Origin of the sequence: Microcystis sp. LE19-8.1F (assembly GCF_027531715.1) — a bacterium.
Taxonomy (GTDB): domain Bacteria; phylum Cyanobacteriota; class Cyanobacteriia; order Cyanobacteriales; family Microcystaceae; genus Microcystis; species Microcystis wesenbergii_A.
This window is the reverse complement of the sequence record NZ_JAPZSO010000191.1, coordinates 14,742-34,016: the sequence shown is the minus strand read 5'-3', so window position 1 is coordinate 34,016 and position 19,275 is coordinate 14,742. Positions and strand designations below refer to the sequence as shown.

Below are 19,275 nucleotides of genomic sequence, written 5' to 3'. Positions count from 1 at the left end.
CCCCTCAAGAAACACGGTCGTCGTGCTAAGAGTCTTTTTCGCTTAGGTTTTGACCATCTTCGTCATCTGATTCTTAACCCTTCTTTGCCTAATCATCGGGATTTTCTTCATTCCCTACAATTTTTGTCCTGTACTTAGGTTTTTAATATAATGAAACAAAAATTTACCAACATCTACAAATTGGCTCAACTACTTAGTATTGTTCTGTTAGCCATAGTAATTGGGAATTTCCCCTCCTCTGCTCTAGCAGATGTCGGCCAGGGGGACATCGACGCAATTATTCGCACCCGAGAAATTGCCTTAGAAGCCCTAAACACTCGTAATTTTACCAAAATTGACCCCTATCTGCACCCCCAGTTCATCATCACAACAGTTGATAACCAAGTTTTTCACACCACCTCTGAGTTTGAAAAGTATTGGAATCAACAGTTTTCCAGTACGATTGAAAATATAAAAATGCAACTACAAGGGGAGACCATCAGAACCTTTCTCTCCCCAGAAATAGATGTGGCGGCGGGGGGAGCAATAACCACTTTCTCTTTCAAGGATGGTAAGTCGGCTAATATGACTTTGCGCTGGACAGCGGTATTACAAAAATTAGAGGACAAATGGATGATTCAATCATTGCATTTCTCCTCTAATCTGCTGGATAATCCAGTATTGAATGCTGCTCGACAATTAAATAAAACCCTAGGGGTTGCAGCGGGGTTAGGCGGCTTTTTACTGGGGGCAGCTACCATGGTAATATTAAATCGTAGAACTAAGCGTCGAGCTACAATAGTATAGCAATTCAAATGAAAATTAATACTGTTCATCCCAGTACCAATATTAGCTTTAACCGCTATCTTCGTCTGAAAGCTATCCTAGTAGTTCTAATAGTTTGGAGCGGAGTGAGTCTGGTACACTGGTGGCCAGTAACTCAGGGGTTTATGTTGGTTTTAATAACTATATTGACCATACAAACTCTAAGAATGTTAATAGCAAAACCAGTTAATTTTGTGGTTGAAAGTAATAATTATCTTCCCCTAGTCTCCATTTTAGTTCCTGCCAAAAATGAAAGTGCAGTCCTGACTAATTTGGTGGAAAGCTTAGGGGAATTAGATTATCCAAGTCATTGTTTAGATTTTTGGATTATTGACGATGGTAGTACTGATGAAACACCGCAAATCTTAAAGGAAATGCTAACTAAATTGCCATCTTTACAAGTTTATCGGCGAGAAGCTAAAGGTGGTAAATCAGGGGCTTTAAATGCAGTATTGCCCTACACGCGAGGAGAGATTATTCTCGTTTGTGATGCTGATGCTCAGTTACCGGCTGACTTGCTGCGGCAAACAGTACCTCTGTTCCAAAAAAAAGGGATTGGTGCAGTACAAGTACGAAAGGAAATTGCTAATACTAATACTAATTTCTTAACCCGTTGTCAGCAAATGGAAATGTGCTGTGATAGTTTTCTTCAGACCCATCGCCTTGCTATTGGCGGAATGTGTGAACTGCGCGGCAATGGGATGCTAGTTAAGCGGGATTTCTTAGAAAAGTGTCAAGGCTGGAATGAAAACACAGTCACCGATGATTTAGATCTTTGTTTTAAACTTTATCTAGTAGGTGCTGAGATTGAGTTTGTGATAGTTACATCTATTCGGGAAGAAGGAGTAACTACCGCGCAATCCCTCTGGCTTCAACGTTGTCGTTGGGCGGAGGGCGGGTATCAGCGTTACCTAGATTATTTTCCACAAATTTTTACTTTAGGTTGGGCTAAAGAAATTGATTTAATTTTATTTTTTTTGTTACAGTTTCTACTTCCCCTTGGACTTATAGCCGATTTATTTTGGACAATATTTTATGACCAATACCCAGTTTTGTTGCCACTTCAAGTATTACTAAGTATTATTTTAACAATTGCTTTTATGGTCGGACTTTATCAATTTCAGGGTTTACGAGGATGGTCTTTAGTTTGGGGAACTATGCAAGGTTCTATCTACATGATACATTGGATTCCTGTCATGATTGTAACCACCTTGAAAATGTGTCTGCAAAAGCAGCACTCGCCTTGGATTAAAACCGAGCATCGGGGTTTAAATACTTACGGATCATAAATTATGTTAGATCTACTAATTAAAAATGGATTAATTTTTGATGGCTTATCTTCTCCTGCCATGGTCGGAGATATTGGCATTCAAGAAGGTAAGATTGTCGCCATTGCTCCTGGCTTAAATATCCCTGCACTTGAAGTAGTAGATGCCACTGGGTTGTGGGTAACACCGGGATTTATTGATATTCATACCCACTACGATTTAGAATTAGAAATTGCGCCGGGATTGAGTGAATCAGTCCGCCATGGAGTGACCAGCGTAGTCATTGGTAACTGTAGCCTATCCATTGCTATCGGTGAACCGCAAATGTTAGCAGATATTTTTCAAAGAGTAGAAACAATCTCCCATCAGTTAATTGCAAAATGGCTACAAAAGTCGATTGATTGGCAAACACCGACGGAATATTTACAGCATTTACAAAAGTTATCTCTTGGGGCCAATGTCGCTCCCATGTTTGGACACAGCGCTCTACGCGCCCATGTAATGGGATTGGAACGGAGCTTAACTGCTCAACCAACTAAAATTGAACTAAAAATTATGCAGCAGATAGCCACAGATGCTTTAGAAGCAGGTTTTCTGGGCATTTCCATTGATATGTTTCCTTGGCATCGTATGACTGGAAAGTGGCGAGGTTATACCATTCCTTCTCAACACGCAAAATTTCAAGAATATGCCATGTTAGCTGCTCTATGCAGGCAAAAAGATCGCGTTTTTCAAGTTACCCCTAACCTACAACGGCTCTCTTCTTTCCTTGACATTCTGCGGCTGGGTTCAGGAATTGGCAAAAAACAACTGCGTTTAACAATTCTCTCGGCTTTAGATGCTGTCCACCAGCGCCAACTCTGGCGCATATTTGCTCCACTGCTTTTTATTTGGAATCGGTTATTAGGTGGAAATGTCCGTTTTCAAACGTTAACACAACCGTTTACCATTTTTTCCGATGGACCGGTTACTCCCTTATTTGAAGAATTCCCTACCGGCGCAGAACTCAATAGTTGTCAGTCAAGAAAAGAGCGAGAAGAACTATGGCAATCTCAAGGTTTCCGACACAAATTTTGCCAAGAATGGACCAGTAATTGGCGTAAATCCTTCCATCGCCGTTTAGATCTGATAGAAGTTATCCGTTGTCCAGAAATAAGTTGGTATGGTCTGAGTTTTGCCGAAATTGCTCGTCAAAAACAACAACAACCAGTAGATTTATTTATCGACGCACTCCAACAATATGACACAGATTTACGCTGGGTGGCTACAGGTGCAAATGATCGCCCCATCCCGCGTTTAGCCCTGATGCGGCATCCCTATATCTTAGCCGGTTTTACTGACGCTGGAGCCCATGTCCGCAATCTAGGCTATTATGATGGCGCTCTGTCTTTGCTCAAACAAGCAGTAGCCACTAAGTTCCTTTCCCCTGAAGCTGCTATTAGCCGCGTTACGGGAGAACCAGCACAATGGTTTCGCCTGGATACAGGTATCCTCAAAGTCGGAGCCAAAGCTGATATAGTGTTACTTGAACCCCATTCTCTCCATCAGCATATCAGTCCTCAAGTGGAAATATCAGATCCAATCTTGGACGGTGAATTGCGTATGGTCAAGCGCGGCTCGGAGGAGATTGTGCAAGCGGTTTATATTAATGGAGTTCCGGTTGTTAGTGGAGGTAAGGTGAAGGATATCTTGGGAAAAACCAAGTTGGGAACAGTTTTATTTCCTCGCTGAACCTGATACATATATAGCGATCCTATTTAGGTTGTAAACTTACCGGTAGCCACAGCTGGTCGGCAGGAGAATTGTTTCTATTTCATTGAGAATTGCCAGACAAGAGAAAATAATTAAATCGTGCTTGATGTGAGGAGAAACCGCTAGAGCTTATGAGTAAACTAAATTATGGAAATAATCCAAAATTAATCAATCGAATTAATAACCAAATTTTGGCGCATCCGTTTACAGATTATTGGGATATTTTTGTGAGCAAACATCAACAGCCAATTAATATTACTTTACACATTCTAGGAATATTCTTTTTCTATAGTTTGATATTTTATGTTTGGCGATCGCAAAATTTTTGGCTGCTGTTGGGTTTACCTCTAACTCAGGTGCTGGGATTAACCGGACATCTTTTATTTGAGCGCAGCCATATTGATTTACAAGATGCAGTATTTTCCTGGCGAGCTTCTTATTGTTTAGGTAAAATGTTATTGAGAGTTTTGATGGGTAAATATCGAGATGATATTCAAGAGAGAAAAGCAATCTTACAAAATTATCAATCTACTACTTGACTGGAATAGATACCTATGCAAATTTTTAATAATTGGGATGTAATAGCTAAGGGCTGGTATATAGCTTGCTCTAGTCAAGAAATACCTAAAAAGAAAGCAAAATCTCTAGAATTGTGCGGACAAAGAATTGTTATTTTCCGCGGGGAGGACGGGCAAGTGCGGGCTTTAGATGCTTACTGTCCTCATCTAGGAACCGATTTGGGAATTGGAGAGGTTAAAGGCAATTTTCTTCGTTGTGCTTTCCATCATTGGACTTTTGATGAAAGTGGTCTTTGTCAACACATTCCCTCTCAATCAGAAATTCCTGCTCAAGCTAGAGTACAAGCTTATGCAACGGAGGAAAAATATGGATTTATCTGGATTTATCCTGATGCTGAAGCACCAGAAGAAGTACCTAACTTTGATGAACTAAAAGACAAAGAAATTCTCACACAAACTGATCGCTCTTTTACTAGAACTTGCCATCATCATATCTGTATGATGAATGGGATTGATATTCAACATTTAAAAACCATACATCATTTAGATATCAAAATGGAACTATCACTAAATTTCCCCAGTGAAATCGGTACACAAATTGACTTTACCATCAGGGGACAATTTCCACAAACTACTTGGAGAGAAAGGTTAGGTCAAAGATTTCTGGGTGCTACATATCAGTATTCTATGCGATATGCTTATGGCTGTATTGGTTTATTAAAAATGATGGAAAACGTGCAGCTTTTCCCCCCCCTATATATGCTCTATGCTTATACCCCCATAGCACCTGCCAAGACAAGAATTCAGCCGATTTATATAACAGAAAAACGCCCCGGTATTAGGGGGTATCTTCTTAGTACCCTGTTACTGCTCTGGACTCGATTAGCTTATTATATGCTCAGGGATGAAGACGGCAAAATTTACGATAATATTCAATTTAAGCCAAAATTGCTCCTGAGCATGGATCAACCATTAGCTCAATATATAGAGTACGTCAACCAGTTAGAACCGTCTCGATGGTCAACGGAGGCAGTGGCCATGTAACAAGTTACACCGTCAAGGATGAAAGCGGTAGCCTCCCCGCCCCGCTGCTTCCCACACTTCCCACTTCCTACTTCCCACTTTCAAGGTAGGAGGAGGAGGTTGGGAAGAGGCTCTCCGTCAACTCTTGAGGAGTCGTGCGTTTCATTTTTGAGTTGGCGCAATAATTCCCCTTTCGCGTTCCTTTCCAGTTTCCACGCTTCGTTTACCTGACAGAATTGAGAGTAATTTTGAGCAAGCGATGATACTACAGCCTTTCCTTTCTTCCGCTTGGAGTCCTAATCTTCCCCTGTTAGCCTCGGCAGCTACAGCCGAAACTGCTGATAGTGCCTTAGTTTTAGCCTGCGTGCTGCTGAGTTTGACCGTTATTTATTTCGCCTGTAAACTGGGGGGGGAAATATGCGTCCGATTCAACTTGCCTCCCGTGTTAGGAGAATTAGTCGGTGGCGTGATCATCGGGGTTTCTGCCCTAAAATTACTGGTTTTTCCAGAAGGAGGGGCGGGATTCGAGGATTCTTTGCTCATTCACTTCCTAGAATCCACTTCCCCCCTCACCCCAGAGCAATCTCCCGCCGTTTTTAGCGCTGCTAGTGAGGTGATTTCCGTCCTCTCGGAATTGGGGGTAATTATCCTGCTGTTTGAGATCGGTTTAGAATCAGACTTGCAGGAATTAATTCGCGTCGGTCCACAGGCAGCCGCTGTGGCAGTGGTGGGGGTTGCGGTTCCCTTTTTAGTGGGTACTTTGGGTTTAATCTATATCTTTCATCTGGCCACCATTGCCGCTATTTTTGCCGGGGCAGCTTTAACCGCTACCAGTATCGGCATTACCGCCAAGGTTTTAGCAGAAATAGGGAAGTTATCGGCGAAAGAAGGTCAAATTATCATCGGGGCAGCGGTTCTCGATGATATTCTCGGTATTATCGTTCTCGCCGTCGTTGCTTCTTTGGTGAAGACCGGAGAAGTGCAGATTAGCAAAGTAATTTATCTAGCTATTAGTTCTAGCGCCTTTGTGATCGGGGCGATCCTGATCGGTCGTTTTTTAAGCCCCTTTTACGTTCAATTAGTTAATAGCATGAAAACTAGGGGACAATTGCTCTTAGTTTCCCTGATTTTCGCCTTTATTCTTGCCTATATTGCCCAAGTTATCCAATTAGAAGCGATTCTCGGTTCCTTTGCCGCGGGCCTAGTCCTAGGGGAAACGGAAAAGCGATCGGAATTGGCAGAACAAGTGTTCCCGATCGCCGATTTATTTGTACCGATATTTTTCGTCTGTGTGGGGGCAAAAACCGATTTAAGTGTCCTTAATCCCGCTATTCCCACTAATCGAGAAGGATTAGTCTTAGCGGCTTTCTTAATTGTCGTCGCTATTTTGGGTAAAGTGGTGACGGGGTTAGCCGTTTTCAGCAAGGAAAAACTCAATCGCTTGGCGATCGGAGTTGGCATGATTCCCCGGGGTGAAGTGGGTTTAGTCTTTGCTGGAGTCGGGGCTGCTAGTGGCGCTTTATCCCCCGCTACCGATGCGGCCATTATTATGATGGTGATCTTGACTACCTTTATCGCTCCGCCCCTGTTAAGGTTAGTATTTAAAGAACCTACCGCCAGTCCTCAATCAGTGAGCAGTGATCGGTGAGCAGTTACCAGTGGTAGTGTTAAGTGAGCAGTATTAAGTGGTACTAACAGCGCTGTCTTTTCATTGATAACTGATAACTGATGACTGATAACTGATAACTGATCAGAAACATAGCAGACCATACCAACGTCCCATAAGCTTGTTTTTATTGATAGTCATTCTCAGAGCATTAACGGAGCTATGGATGGCAAAAAATCGACAAAATCGTCCATTTTTACCGAAAAAAGGTAATTGATAACCGAGCAACGGGAGCATCGATCGTGAGATTTCATTGGTTATTCCTAAGCGCATTAACTTGGTTGCTGGTGGCGGCCCCTGCTTGGGCGGGCAAGCTCGTCTTTTGGCGATTCGACACCAATGAGAATCGTCTGGTGTTCACCACCGACAATCGAGTGCAACCGCGAGCGCAAATGATCACTAACCCCACCAGGATCGTGATCGATCTGCCCGGGATCAAGTTAGGGCAACCCAATATTAACCGGCCCATTGGCAATATCGTCAGAAGTGTCCGTATCGGTCAATTTGATGCGGAAACTACCCGTTTAGTGATTGAATTGGCCCCAGGCTACACCTTTGATCCTCAACAGGTAAGAATTCGCGGAATTTCGCCCACCCAATGGACAGTGGAACTGCCAGAACCCCAACCGATTACTGAGCAAACAGAACCACCCGTTACCCCTGACCCCACACCTCCCCCCGATCGCGGTTCCACCCGTCCCACTCCCCCACCTCCAGTTAGCCAGACGGACAACAACGATGATTTTCAGGTCACTCGCAATGGTCTTTTTGTCCGTTTAGAGCAAAATGGTGATGAGCGATCGATCCGCAGTCAACGCAGCCGCGACGGCAAAAAAATCGAATTTGAATTACCCGGGGCCACTTTACCGAGCAGTCTCACCGGTCAAACTATCCCAGTTAACCGTTACGGTGTCGGCGATATTCAATTCAGTCAGACTGCCAATCAACGGGCTAAGATTTCCCTAAGCGTTAATAAAGATAGTCCCGATTGGCAAGCTCTCTATAGTCGTTTTGGTGGCTTGGTTTTACTGCCTAGGGGTGGTCTGGGTGCCGTGGATAATATCTCCTCTCCTCCCCCCACTAGCGCCACTAATCCCAATCCTCGCCCCAACAATCCCCCCCCGAAAACTGCCAATAATCCCCCTTCTAGCAATCGTTTGGCCACGATCTCCTCGATCGATCTGACGGGCAATAACGATCGCCTCTTAATTCGTGCGGATTTACCCCTGAAAGCTAACGGCAGTGTTAACCAGGATGGTGTCTATGAACTACGCATCGAAAATGCTAAGTTAGCCGAGTCTTTTCGTGGTCCGCGCTTCGGTCGCCATAGTCCCATCTATCAATTGCGGGTACGTCAGGAAAGTGCCAATAGGGTGCTGATTTTGGTACAGACCGCGGCAGGATTTCAATTAGGTCAACTGAATCAATCGGACGGTCAAACCCTAGCCCTAGAATTGCTTTCCTCCCGCAATTCTAGCCCCGTTTCCCAAGTTCCTGACTTCACCACTATCCCTGTTCCCTTACCCCCCAATACGGGCCAATTTAACCCGCCGCCGCGGCCCTCTAACCCCACTCCTAATCCCCCCCGACAAGGCAATAGCCGCTTTCTGGTGGTGATCGATCCGGGCCATGGTGGTAAGGATCCGGGGGCGATCGGAATTGGTGGCCTTCAGGAAAAAAACGTGATTCTGCCCATTTCCCTAGAAGTTACCCGCATTCTGCAACAACAGGGCATCGATGTGCGTCTAACTAGAGATAGCGATTTCTTTGTCACCCTGCAAGGGCGCACGGATCTGGCTAACCGGATCGATGCCGATCTATTTGTCAGTATCCACGCTAACTCTATGGGGAAAGCACGACCGGATGTCAATGGCCTAGAGGTGTATTACTTCGGTGATCGCCGTTTATCGGATACCATCCATCGCAATATTGTCCGCACTGTCGATATGCGCGATCGGGGGGTGCGTCGGGCCCGTTTCTATGTGCTGAGAACCTCGAAAATGCCCTCTACCCTCGTGGAAGTGGGTTTCGTTACCGGTGCTGAGGATGCGGCTAAATTAGCCAATGCCAACTTTCAACGACAAATGGCGGCGGCGATCGCAAGGGGGATTATTGAATATATTCAACGAAATCTCCGTTAATGATTAAATGATTGGAGCATTAGTTTACCAATCAAAAAATCCGTGTTTTAATATCATCAAATAAAGCTACTTTAGATCAGCGTTTTCCTCGATATCTATGAGAGAATCACAATTTAGTCCGATTGGTGTGTTTGATAGTGGTGTGGGTGGACTGACCGTTTTAAGGGAGTTGTATCGACAACTGCCCCAAGAATCGATTCTCTATTTCGCTGATACCGCTAGACTTCCCTACGGAACCCGTTCTAAAGGGGAAATTATCGAATTTGTCCGGGAAATTCTCACTTGGATGAGCGAGCGCCAGGTGAAAATGGTGATTATGGCCTGTAATACCAGTTCCGCCTTGGCTTTAGAAGAAGTACGGGCCGAATTTAAAGATTTACCAATTTTAGGGGTAATTTTACCCGGGGCCAAAACTGCCGTGCAAAAAGGAAAGCGCATTGGGGTGATTTCTACCCCCGCTACGGCTAAAAGTAATGCCTATAAACAAGCGATTCAAGAAATCGATCCTACTGCCCAAGTCTGGCAAATTCCCTGTCCTGAATTTGTCCCTTTGATCGAGGCTAACCGCATTTTTGACCCCTACACCACGCAGGTGGCTAGGGAATATCTTCAGCCTTTACTAGCAGAAAATATTGATACTCTGGTCTATGGTTGTACCCATTATCGCCATCTTTCCCCGGTTTTACGTCGTCTTTTACCTAGTTCCGTGCGCTTGGTAGATCCCGCCGCTGCCGTTGTGCGATCGGCGGAAAAAGAGCTAGAATTATTAGGTCTAAAAAATCCCGAAACACCCCTACCTACTAACTTCGCAGTTAGCGGTGATCCTAACACTTTTGCTCGTTTATCTCGTCAATGGCTCGGTTTTTCTCCTCAGGTAGAAAAGGTTTATTTGCCTGTCCCCGTTTTATAGCCGTCGGCCTTTTTCAGTGATCAGTAATCAGTGATCAGTAATCAGTGTGCAGTAACAGTGAAAAGACAGTAGGAAACTGCTATTTACAGCCTTTCTCGTCAAGGTGAAGCACAGACACTAATACTTGCTCATCAACTATTTCAGCGGCAAGAACGAACCTCATGTATCTGAGAAACGCTGTAATACTGCTCACTTAAAACTCAAATCTGATCAACTGATAACTGATAACTGATCACTGATAACTGATTAGGAGTTGATTTTAGCTTTTTTGGCGATCGCTAGTAAGAGGTAGATCAGCAGTAGATACACCATTGGTAACACTAAGGTCATGGTAGGCATTGTTTGATTAGGGAGGAGAGAAGATAGTTAAAATTAGGTAGGCTCGATCTTTCCCCATTGATCATTGAATGACTAGGGACGAGAAAACTAGCTAAATCTGCAAACAGATCGAGCTTATCCGTCAGTCACTCTGCCAAAGGACTGCGATCGAGTTGGACAGGTAATCGTCTTCAACTCCATTCTTCCCACTAGAAACTGACGAGAAAAAATTCCTCATCTTAACAATTCCTAGGTGAGAACTGGGGGTTAATTTCTGGCAACTGCCACTATCAACTTAACATAAGTTGTCAAGGACTGGGAAAAAATTTTTTTAAGCTCGATCGAAAGGAGAATAATCAAGATTTGGCGACGAAGAAGATTGTCGTCGTAATCAATCATGATTTGAGAATAATTTGAGCAGCGAAGCTAGGATATTTGTCATAATCTCAAGCATAAAAAGGCAATTTTAAAATTTATTTGAGTTAAATATTAGATAGTACTAAATCTGTTTTCAATAGCGTGATTAACTCCCGATCAAACTTTAAAAACCGACTCCCTGCTCCCCTCTCCTCTATCTCTTTTAAACAGGATTTAGTATATTGGGTAACAGCCGTCAATCTAACATATAAGATCAGCGTACTGCTACGCAGTGCCTTCGGCATCCCACTAATAATTTTTGATCATTAATTCTCTGCCAGATGCCGCCGATCCTTGTTTATAATTATTCATGCCATACTGAAGATTCCACTCGATAATATGGGCAAAATCAAAGAGTTTTCGTATCTCTGGACAATCATCGTAGGTAATTAACCATTTAGCCTGACATTGACGCATATTATCGGCAAAACGTTGATGATCGAAGCTGGTATGTAAATTCCCTCTTACGCCGTACAAACGGGATTTTGTGGCACTATAGTAGGGGGGATCGAGAAAGATAAAAACTTCTTTTCCCTCAGCAAATAATAATTCTTCGTAGTCTTGGTTAGTAATTTTTACCGATGCTAATAAGGGCGCAATTTGAGTTAATCTGGCAATTGATGAATCAGTAAATCTACTGGTAAAAGCTGCTTGAGAATACCCCCCCGAATCCACTGTTCCCGAAAAAGTAATCCGATTTAAGATAAAAAAACGCACCGCCTTTTCAAAGTCGGTTAACTTTAAATCTTCCCTTGTCAAATCTTGAAATAATTCTCGTCCGCTATCATATTTCTGTTTAATTTCTGTTATCTTTGCTACCAATAAATCAATATTTTCTTGAGCGCATTGCCAGAAACAATATAAATCATAATTTAAGTCATTAATCCAATAGGTTTTTATCTGTTGTCCAAAGAGTTGCTTAACAGCAAAAAACACAGAACCACCACCAAAAAAAGGTTCTCGATATTCCCTAATATTGACAGAAATTTGCGGCAGAATTTGCTTAATTGCCCGGGATTTCCCTCCCGGATAGCGCAAGGGACTTTTAATTTTTGACATTTTATACTAAATCCGTTTATTATTGAATTTCGTCTAACGACCAAGTTAGTCCTCGTGCTTCTCCCCAGACTTCTACTTACTTTGTCTAGCTTGACCAACTTTTAGCCATGCAAAGATTTGTTGTGGAGTCAGTGTCAACTGAACCCCTGCAATTACCTTAAGCTGGTGATCCCCTCTGCAAACTTCCGGCTCTTGTTGGGGAGTAAACATTAAAACAGAATAATCATCTGGATCAAGCATCCATCCTAATTTACTGCCATGTTTTAAACAATGTAGAATGTTGTCAATTACACGGTTTACCTTTTGATCTGGTGAAAGAATTTCGATAGTCCAATCAGGTGCTTCGGTAAAGTCGTCCTCCGGTTCACCTGCTTGATTCAGGTTAATTCGATTCCATGCAATTACGGCCACATCAGGAACGATCGAACGCCCGCCAAAGGTACATCGCAACTCAGGTAAGGCTGTATAATCAACAGTATGGCTGTCAACCTCAGCTAAAAGACGTTTTTGCAGGATAGAGTGTCGAGTCTTAGGCATGGGTTTCTGAATTGCGACTCCATGCAAGTATTCCCATGCTGGAGAATCCTCCAAATATGGCAATTTGAGGAAATCTTCAAGGGTGAGACTCTCAGTCAAGGAAGTCGTCATCGGTTCAAGCAAAGGTTTTTTTTGTGACTTTATTATAAATGAACTTTATCTGGGTTGCTTACCCACGATTCAGGCATATTTAAGGAGAATTGGCCATCTCAATTGTTAAGCAAAAATCGACCAAATAGGTCGATTTCTTAACTATTCTGACTATTTAACGAAAATGTTCGCCAGCATAACCAATTAGATTAACCATCTACTTAACTGTTGGTTTGCGGAATTTGGAGGGAGAGGGAAAATATTCTACCCGTTCATTTTTCAGAGCTTGTGCCATGAAATCGCGCCAAATGGGAGCGGCAAAACCACCGCCGGTGATACCTTTACCTAAAGTGCGGTTTCGGTCATCTCCAATCCACACTGCGGTGGCTAATTGGGGAACATAACCGACAAACCAGACATTTTTCTCGTTATCGGTAGTACCGGTTTTTCCCGCTGCTGGACGACCGATTTGGGCCGAGGTTGCTGTTCCCCCCTGAATAACTCCCTGTAGGACAGAATTGAGAGAAGCGGTGGCCCAGGGGTCTAAAACTAGCTTCGGTTTGGGTGTATTATCGAGCATGACGTTACCCCGGCTATCAGTAACACGCATGATAAAGGTAGGATCGGAATGCCAGCCATTACTGGCAAAAGTAGCGTAGGCCCCCGCCATTTCCAGAGGAGTCACGTCCACGGATCCCAAAGGTAAAGAAGTGACGGCAATTAAAGGACTCTCGAAACCCAGCAGACGACAGACTTCAATAACTTTGTTTATCCCGACGCGACGACCGAGAACAACCGCGGGAATATTCAGAGACTGCATCAGAGCGCTACGCAGGGAAACCGGACCAGAAAAGCCGCCTCCGTAGTTTTTTGGGCTATAGAAGCCGCCAGCCTCGCGAAAACGGACGGGAGCATCATTAACCACCGTTTCGGGGGTAAAACGACCACTAGCGAAGGCAGTATAATAAACGAAGGGTTTAAAAGCTGACCCCGGTTGACGACGGGATTGAATGGCGCGGTTTAATTGACTTTTATTGTAATCAACACCACCGACGAGCGCCTTGACGAAATGGGTGCGGGGATCCACCGCGACTAGAGAGATTTGTAGGTCTTTGGTGCGAATACCGCGACGACGCAAGCTATTATAGGCCTGTTGGATGGTGGACTCGGCCATATTTTGAAAGTCGAGATCGATCGTGGTTTGAATCCGCATTCCCCCTTTAGTTAGGGTTTCCTTGCCAAATTTTTGCCGCAATTCTGCCACCACTGCATCGGTAACGTAGGGTAATTTACTTTCTTGCCAAGCGGTGGGTTTACCCAGTTTCAGAGGTTCCTTTAAAGCGGCCTCTTCCTGTGCGGGGGTAATCCAACCTAAGCTACGCATCCGACTGAGAACCAGTGCCTGTCTTTCCTTGGCGGTTTTATAATTATTAAAAGGACTATAAACTTCCGGCGCTTGGATTATTCCCGCCATCATCGCCGATTCTGCTAAATTTAACTCGGAGGCGGGTTTATTAAAATAACTTTTAGCGGCGGTTTGGACTCCGTAATTATTATGACCCCAATAGATATTATTGAGGTACATTTCCAGAATGTCATTTTTGCTAAAAACCTGTTCCACTCGTACTGCCAGGACCGCCTCGGCTAATTTACGGCTAACGGTACGCTGATGGGAAAGAAAGATATTTTTGACTAACTGCATGGTGAGGGTAGATGCACCTTCTACCACACCGCCACTTTTCCAGTTAGCGACCACTGCCCGACCGATACTATTAGGGTTAATACCACGATGGTGATAGAAATGGCTATCTTCGATCGCCATCACTGCGCGTTTTAGATTGGGAGAAATTTGAGCGAGTTCCACCACTTCCCGATTCGCTTCCCCGTGTAAGCTGGTCAGGGGTCTGCCTTTAACATCGTAGATATAACTGGTTTCCGTGGGGACATAGCCTTGTAAAATCCTCACATCGGGTAGATTGCGGTAACTAATCGCTAATCCTACCACAGCCCCCGTGACGACAGCCGTGGATACCATCAACAGGCCGAGAACAGTTCCCCCCGCGACTCTAGAGACTCCCTGAAGAAAGCTATGGGAGGAACTACTGGGCTGCTGCTTTTTGTCTTGATTGCCGACGGTACTGGTGGACACGATGGTTACAATTTCCTTTTTCCAAGAGGGGACTGATCGATTAAACTGGCTTGAAAGTCTATTCTAAAGGTTTTGTTAAAAAATTAAATACTAGCTTACAGGAATTGTGGCCGATCTGGCTCTAGTTCGATCGGCCATGGCAGCGCGATTAGGGGCAGCATAGTTAGGTATTAGGGACAAAATAGGGTATCGCGGGTATTTCTACCGGTTACTGGGTTAGTTCCCGTCGCTCTCTCACAAAGATATTTTTCCACATCGGAGCGAATAATTGCATCGGTAAAATCGGCCCCGTCGATAATTGCACCTTTGATTAAAATGTTAGTGGCGAAAGCTCCTTCGAGAACGGCATTGGTAAAGTTGGCTTTAGTTAAACGGGCCGATTCTAAATCGACATTTCTCATATTGGCATCGCTAAAGTTGGCACCCTCCAAGTTGGCAGAAAAAAAGCGTACTCCTTCCAGATTGGCATGACTGAAGTTACTACCGCGCAGATTAGAGTGATCAAAGGTGGAATCGCGCAAATCCTGCCCCGCAAAGTCGTTATCGGTCAAATTGCGGTTATTGTAACTTAGCGCTTGGGCCGGAGCCAAGGACGACAATAATACTAATATACTAGCAAAAAAGGTTAGTAGAGTTTTGCGAGAAAATTGCGCCATATTGCTCCCTGATCGATCAACCTTTTCTATAATAAGCTGTACTGCCTTAAAACTGCATACTAAAAATTTTAGTACAAATGCTCAAACTCCCGCTCCCATGATCCCATCTCCTCAAGGGGCGTAAATATTTGCGTAATCTTGACTCAGATTAAATTTTTTGTCAAAAAAATATGGCTCTTCTCGACTTTGTGTGATAATTTTTGCTTAGGGAATACTGAAGTGCTTATCGGGCAAGACTTTTAGGACTATTTTGACGTTCGGCGATGCTCAGACGTTCGGCGAAGCTCAGTCGAGCCGTCGAGCCGCGGAAGAAACTATCAGTATAGACCTCGTTTCCACACAGAAACCAGAAGAGCCAAAATATCTATTTGTTATCTGATAGATGCTAAGTTTTTTGAAGGATAAAATTGATAATTTTCCCCTGATTAATTTAATGAAGCTCAAACCTAAAACTACAAGAGAACAGCATTTTTCAGCGATCAAAGCTCCTAGATTAGAAAGAATCAAGGGAAATTTATTAATTGATACCATTACGCTGACTCTCTGTGCTGTTATTGGTGGGGCAGAAACTTGGGAAGACTACCTGATCATTAAGATAACTACTATAACTCGGTTTGTTAACGAAGCCAATAAACTATAGCGGTAATAATACTCAGAATTACCACAGTCTGGCGCAGATAACTAGGAGAGATAATTCTGGCTAGTTTTCCCCCCAATAAACCCCCAATTAAAGAGCCAATTGCTACCATTATCGCCGCCGACCAATATACCTGATTAGAAAAGAGAAAAAACCAAGATGCGGCCACATTAACAACCAAAGAAAGCAACTGTTTTAAAGCATTTAATCTAGTGAGATTATCCTTGAGAAATAAGCCCAAAATTGCCAACTCGATCACACCTAAACCGGCTCCGAAATAACCACCATAAATTGAAGCGAGAGCGATGGGTAAAACTGCCAAAATTTCTGGGATATGACCATTTTTGTCCCCCTGTCGCCGCTGCAGCCAAGAGCGTAAAGTATCTTGAAAAGCCAATAAAGCCGCCGCTAAAAGAATCAGAAAAGGAATCAGGCGCTCAAATACTTTATCACTGCTATTTAATAGCAAAATACCACCGATAATGCCGCCAATAACTGCCGATGGTAGCAATAACTGAATCCGTTTTTGTTGCCCGTGCAGGTCTTTTTTTTGGGCGAGGGTTGCTCCCAGATAACCGGGGCATAAAGCGACGGTATTAGTCACATTTGCCATCACCGGTGGGATACCCACCGCCATCAGCGTCGGAAAAGTAATCAGACTACCGCCACCGGCAAGAGCATTAATTAAGCCGGCAGCCACGGCAGCGAGTGCCAAGAAGCCATACTGAATAGGCGTGAGCATTTAGGCGTTAGGAATAGTAATTAGGGCTAAATCAATTTTTTCCTCGTCAACTTGCTTAATTTCGGCTCTAATTCCTGGGCCAAAGTATCTTTCAATTTTTTCCTGTTTTGCCAGCCACTTTTCTAGGGGTAAAAGGGGCGATTCAAATTCTAGGGTGAGACAATAGGCGGAATCAACAGCAGTTTCACGAATTCCCACTAAAGTCGGTCTTTCCTCGTCCGTGGGGCTTAATCCTAGCTTTTCTAGGGCTTCATCCAGATGCACTTCCTGTCCGTAGCGATAGCGGGTGACATCGTTGCGAAGTTTGGTTTGGGTGACAGTAGCCTGTTGTTGGCGCAATTGCAAGATTTCGGGGCTAGTGGGTTGACTGAAGGGGATAGGTTTGATTTCTGAAGCTTTTAGGGCTAAACCTCCCAATAATAACGGTAATCCGTAGAAAAACCCCGCTAAATTGACCGTGGCGTTACCTTGGGCATAACCGATGATCCCGATAACCGTTAAAATACTGCCTAAAATTAAGCCAAAGTATGATAGTCTAATTTTCCTGAGCATGAAATAATTTTTTTCTTGAGTACGCTAATCCTTTAGAGATTATACAACTCAAGAGAATCTTTTTTGCAGATGGGCGGTGGGGAGATTTTTCAGTTATTAGCTACTGAAGGCAATTAGTGTCTATTGCCTATTGCCTTAGTGTCTATTGCCGATGTACTCGCAATTTCTCAATTAATTGAGATAATTTCTGGTCAGAAGCGGCAGTAATGAAGTCTAATTTAAACTTTTGTCCCTGACTGAGATATTCTGCATAACTAGACAGAAGAAAAGGACGAAACTTGTCATTATCAGCAATATAAACTTCAAAAAAAGCCACCAATAAAGCCCCCGCATAATCCTCGATTAAATTTTGATCGGGTAAAGTGATATTGACCACAGACTCCAGGGTTTTTTGCATTCCTGCATCCAATTCCGTAAAATTTACATGAGCTTGTCCCTCCACCATGACCAGATATTTATCCGGAATTTTTAACCAAGTAAAAGGAATGGCCTGTTCAAAAATCGGATTAGCTGCCGGGTCATAACTTCCGGAACCCAAGAGGACAGGAATCGAGATTTTACTTAAACCTTTTTCCCCAAAAATACTGCGGTTAACGGGATTAGCTGCAAAGACAGCCGCCACTCGTTCATCGCGAAAATTATAGACCTGTCTAGGCAATTCTAGGGCGCGACATTCCAGTAAAATAGCGATATTAATCCCGGAGTAAGGACGATTACAATCTTGGGCGAGATTATCAAAATCAATTTGTGCGCCGGCAACAGCTAGAGATGTATAACCCCCGAAGGAATGACCCGCTACTCCCACATTAGTTAGGTCAAGTTTACCTTGAAATTGACTAGCATTACGTCTGGCTAATTCATCGATGACAAAGCTAATATCTTTGGGTCGATTAATAAACTCATCTCGATCAAAAATATTGCGATAATACCCCCCTAACATTCCTTGCAGGTATTTGATATCACTGCCGGGGTGTTGCGGTGCTGCTACTAAAAATCCGTAGGAAGCTAGATGTTCAATTACTTGGGCATAATCTTCCGGTCGCGAGGCTAATCCGTGGGAAAAAATAATTACAGGTGTTTTACCGTCTCGGAAAGTTTCCGGGATATAAACATTCACATATAAACTGCGATTGCGACTGCTATCGGTTAGGTTCCAAACTTCTTTTTTTACCTGAAAGCTACCGCGCTGACGCAGATCGGGTAAACTGGCATAATTAATCGCTGGTTTAACGGCAGCGGCTTCCTCGGCTGTCCAGAGGCGCATATCTTTGATAAATACTTCCGCCACATAAACCGCATAATCGATGGTTTTAGCTAATCCGAGGATTTCTTCCCCCTGTAACTGTATATTATTGGGGAATTTTTTCAGCACATTTAAAAGGGTTAATCCCCCCGGATCAAAAGCGGCACTAACAATCGCACCCCGCAGGGCATATTTACCATTAATTCCCCCTTGAATGGTGATGCTTTTGCCCAAACGAGAGAGCATATCAGCACCCATCACACTATTAAAAAAACGAGATAGTAAAACAGGATCGATGTCAATCTTTGTTAATAAAGCCTCACGAAATTTCTCTCTTTCTTCGGGAGTTGCTCTGGCCAGAAAATTTTTTAAATTAGCATCGATTTTTCCTTCTTTAGCAAAGGTTTCTAGGGATGCTACCGATACAGAAAAGACGAGGGGAGTATAGACAAATTCAATTTCTTCGGCGGCTTTTAGGGGTAAAGCGGTCATACTCGCAGCGAAAAGACCTAGGAGGAAAGCTCGCAGCCGACGGGTGGGATTATTTCTGGGAAAACGATTTTGTAAACGGGGGATAATCATGAGATTTTTAGTTAGGGTAGATGACAAAAATTAAAAGGTAAAAGTGGCATGGCGAGTGGTGTCCATAGCCAACAAACTAGGAACAGTCGGTTGAGAAACGGTCTTGGTTACTTGGTTTCCTTGACGATAGATTAATCTGGGTGATTTTGATTCTAGGTTATTGAGTATTTCTGAATATACTATCTAACCTAGATAGTATATGAAAGTTGTT

16 protein-coding genes and 1 pseudogene are annotated in these 19,275 nt (G+C 43.5%); 10 read left to right on the top strand and 7 right to left on the bottom strand.

Features of this window, described 5'->3' with window-relative positions; translation table 11 throughout:
- From O9334_RS18040 to murI, 9 genes and pseudogenes are all read left to right on the top strand, one after another.
- Positions 1-138, top strand: a pseudogene (locus O9334_RS18040) (IS4 family transposase); the annotation flags it as partial.
- 12 nt (positions 139-150) lie between these two features.
- Positions 151-786, top strand: coding sequence for a YybH family protein (locus O9334_RS18035; RefSeq protein ID WP_199319034.1), 636 nt, complete (start codon positions 151-153; stop codon positions 784-786).
- Between the two features lie 8 nt (positions 787-794).
- A complete protein-coding gene (locus O9334_RS18030; RefSeq protein WP_190380372.1) occupies positions 795-2,093 on the top strand; it encodes a glycosyltransferase family 2 protein in 1,299 nt (432 codons plus the stop codon).
- 3 nt (positions 2,094-2,096) lie between these two features.
- On the top strand, positions 2,097-3,803 hold the full coding sequence (locus O9334_RS18025) for an N-acyl-D-amino-acid deacylase family protein (protein ID WP_045357814.1): 1,707 nt from the start codon (positions 2,097-2,099) through the stop codon (positions 3,801-3,803).
- Between the two features lie 152 nt (positions 3,804-3,955).
- Positions 3,956-4,363: an Mpo1-like protein gene (locus O9334_RS18020; RefSeq protein WP_288001615.1), complete on the top strand. Its 408-nt coding sequence runs from the start codon at positions 3,956-3,958 to the stop codon at positions 4,361-4,363.
- 15 nt (positions 4,364-4,378) lie between these two features.
- The gene (locus O9334_RS18015) at positions 4,379-5,386 is read left to right on the top strand and encodes a Rieske 2Fe-2S domain-containing protein (RefSeq protein ID WP_288001612.1); all 1,008 of its coding nucleotides are present in this window, start codon (positions 4,379-4,381) and stop codon (positions 5,384-5,386) included.
- Between the two features lie 238 nt (positions 5,387-5,624).
- A complete protein-coding gene (locus tag O9334_RS18010) occupies positions 5,625-7,013 on the top strand; it encodes a cation:proton antiporter (protein WP_045357821.1) in 1,389 nt (462 codons plus the stop codon).
- A 260-nt stretch (positions 7,014-7,273) separates the two neighbouring features.
- Positions 7,274-9,172 (top strand): N-acetylmuramoyl-L-alanine amidase, encoded by a 1,899-nt coding sequence (locus O9334_RS18005; protein WP_045357823.1) that lies wholly within the window; start codon positions 7,274-7,276, stop codon positions 9,170-9,172.
- Positions 9,173-9,269: 97 nt separating this feature from the next.
- Positions 9,270-10,082 (top strand): glutamate racemase, encoded by an 813-nt coding sequence (murI, locus tag O9334_RS18000; RefSeq protein ID WP_045357825.1) that lies wholly within the window; start codon positions 9,270-9,272, stop codon positions 10,080-10,082.
- Positions 10,083-11,066: 984 nt separating this feature from the next.
- Here the strand turns inward: murI and O9334_RS17995 are convergent.
- The 4 genes from O9334_RS17995 to O9334_RS17980 all read right to left on the bottom strand — a co-directional run bounded on the left by O9334_RS17995 (position 11,067) and on the right by O9334_RS17980 (position 15,308).
- Complete coding sequence (locus tag O9334_RS17995; protein ID WP_288001607.1) at positions 11,067-11,876, bottom strand: DNA adenine methylase; 810 nt, start codon at positions 11,874-11,876, stop codon at positions 11,067-11,069.
- Positions 11,877-11,948: 72 nt separating this feature from the next.
- Positions 11,949-12,524, bottom strand: a complete 576-nt coding sequence (locus tag O9334_RS17990; RefSeq protein ID WP_288001604.1) for a Uma2 family endonuclease — start codon at positions 12,522-12,524, stop codon at positions 11,949-11,951.
- A gap of 196 nt (positions 12,525-12,720) precedes the next feature.
- The gene (locus tag O9334_RS17985) at positions 12,721-14,652 is read right to left on the bottom strand and encodes a transglycosylase domain-containing protein (RefSeq protein ID WP_190380276.1); all 1,932 of its coding nucleotides are present in this window, start codon (positions 14,650-14,652) and stop codon (positions 12,721-12,723) included.
- Between the two features lie 170 nt (positions 14,653-14,822).
- Positions 14,823-15,308 carry a pentapeptide repeat-containing protein gene (locus O9334_RS17980; RefSeq protein ID WP_045357832.1) on the bottom strand — a complete coding sequence of 162 codons (486 nt, stop codon included), beginning with the start codon at positions 15,306-15,308 and terminating at the stop codon, positions 14,823-14,825.
- Positions 15,309-15,690: 382 nt separating this feature from the next.
- Here O9334_RS17980 and O9334_RS17975 point away from each other — a divergent pair, with 382 nt between their 5' ends.
- Positions 15,691-15,948, top strand: a complete 258-nt coding sequence (locus O9334_RS17975) for a DDE transposase family protein (protein WP_045357834.1) — start codon at positions 15,691-15,693, stop codon at positions 15,946-15,948.
- Here the strand turns inward: O9334_RS17975 and O9334_RS17970 are convergent.
- From O9334_RS17970 to O9334_RS17960, 3 genes are all read right to left on the bottom strand, one after another.
- Entirely contained in the window at positions 15,926-16,687 is a 762-nt protein-coding gene (locus tag O9334_RS17970) for a sulfite exporter TauE/SafE family protein (RefSeq protein ID WP_045357837.1), read from the bottom strand. The two genes, O9334_RS17975 and O9334_RS17970, sit on opposite strands and share 23 nt — an antisense overlap.
- Positions 16,688-17,239 carry a DUF2854 domain-containing protein gene (locus O9334_RS17965; protein WP_045357840.1) on the bottom strand — a complete coding sequence of 184 codons (552 nt, stop codon included), beginning with the start codon at positions 17,237-17,239 and terminating at the stop codon, positions 16,688-16,690.
- A 142-nt stretch (positions 17,240-17,381) separates the two neighbouring features.
- Positions 17,382-19,064 (bottom strand): alpha/beta hydrolase, encoded by a 1,683-nt coding sequence (locus O9334_RS17960; protein WP_288001626.1) that lies wholly within the window; start codon positions 19,062-19,064, stop codon positions 17,382-17,384.
- Positions 19,065-19,275: the final 211 nt, after the last annotated feature.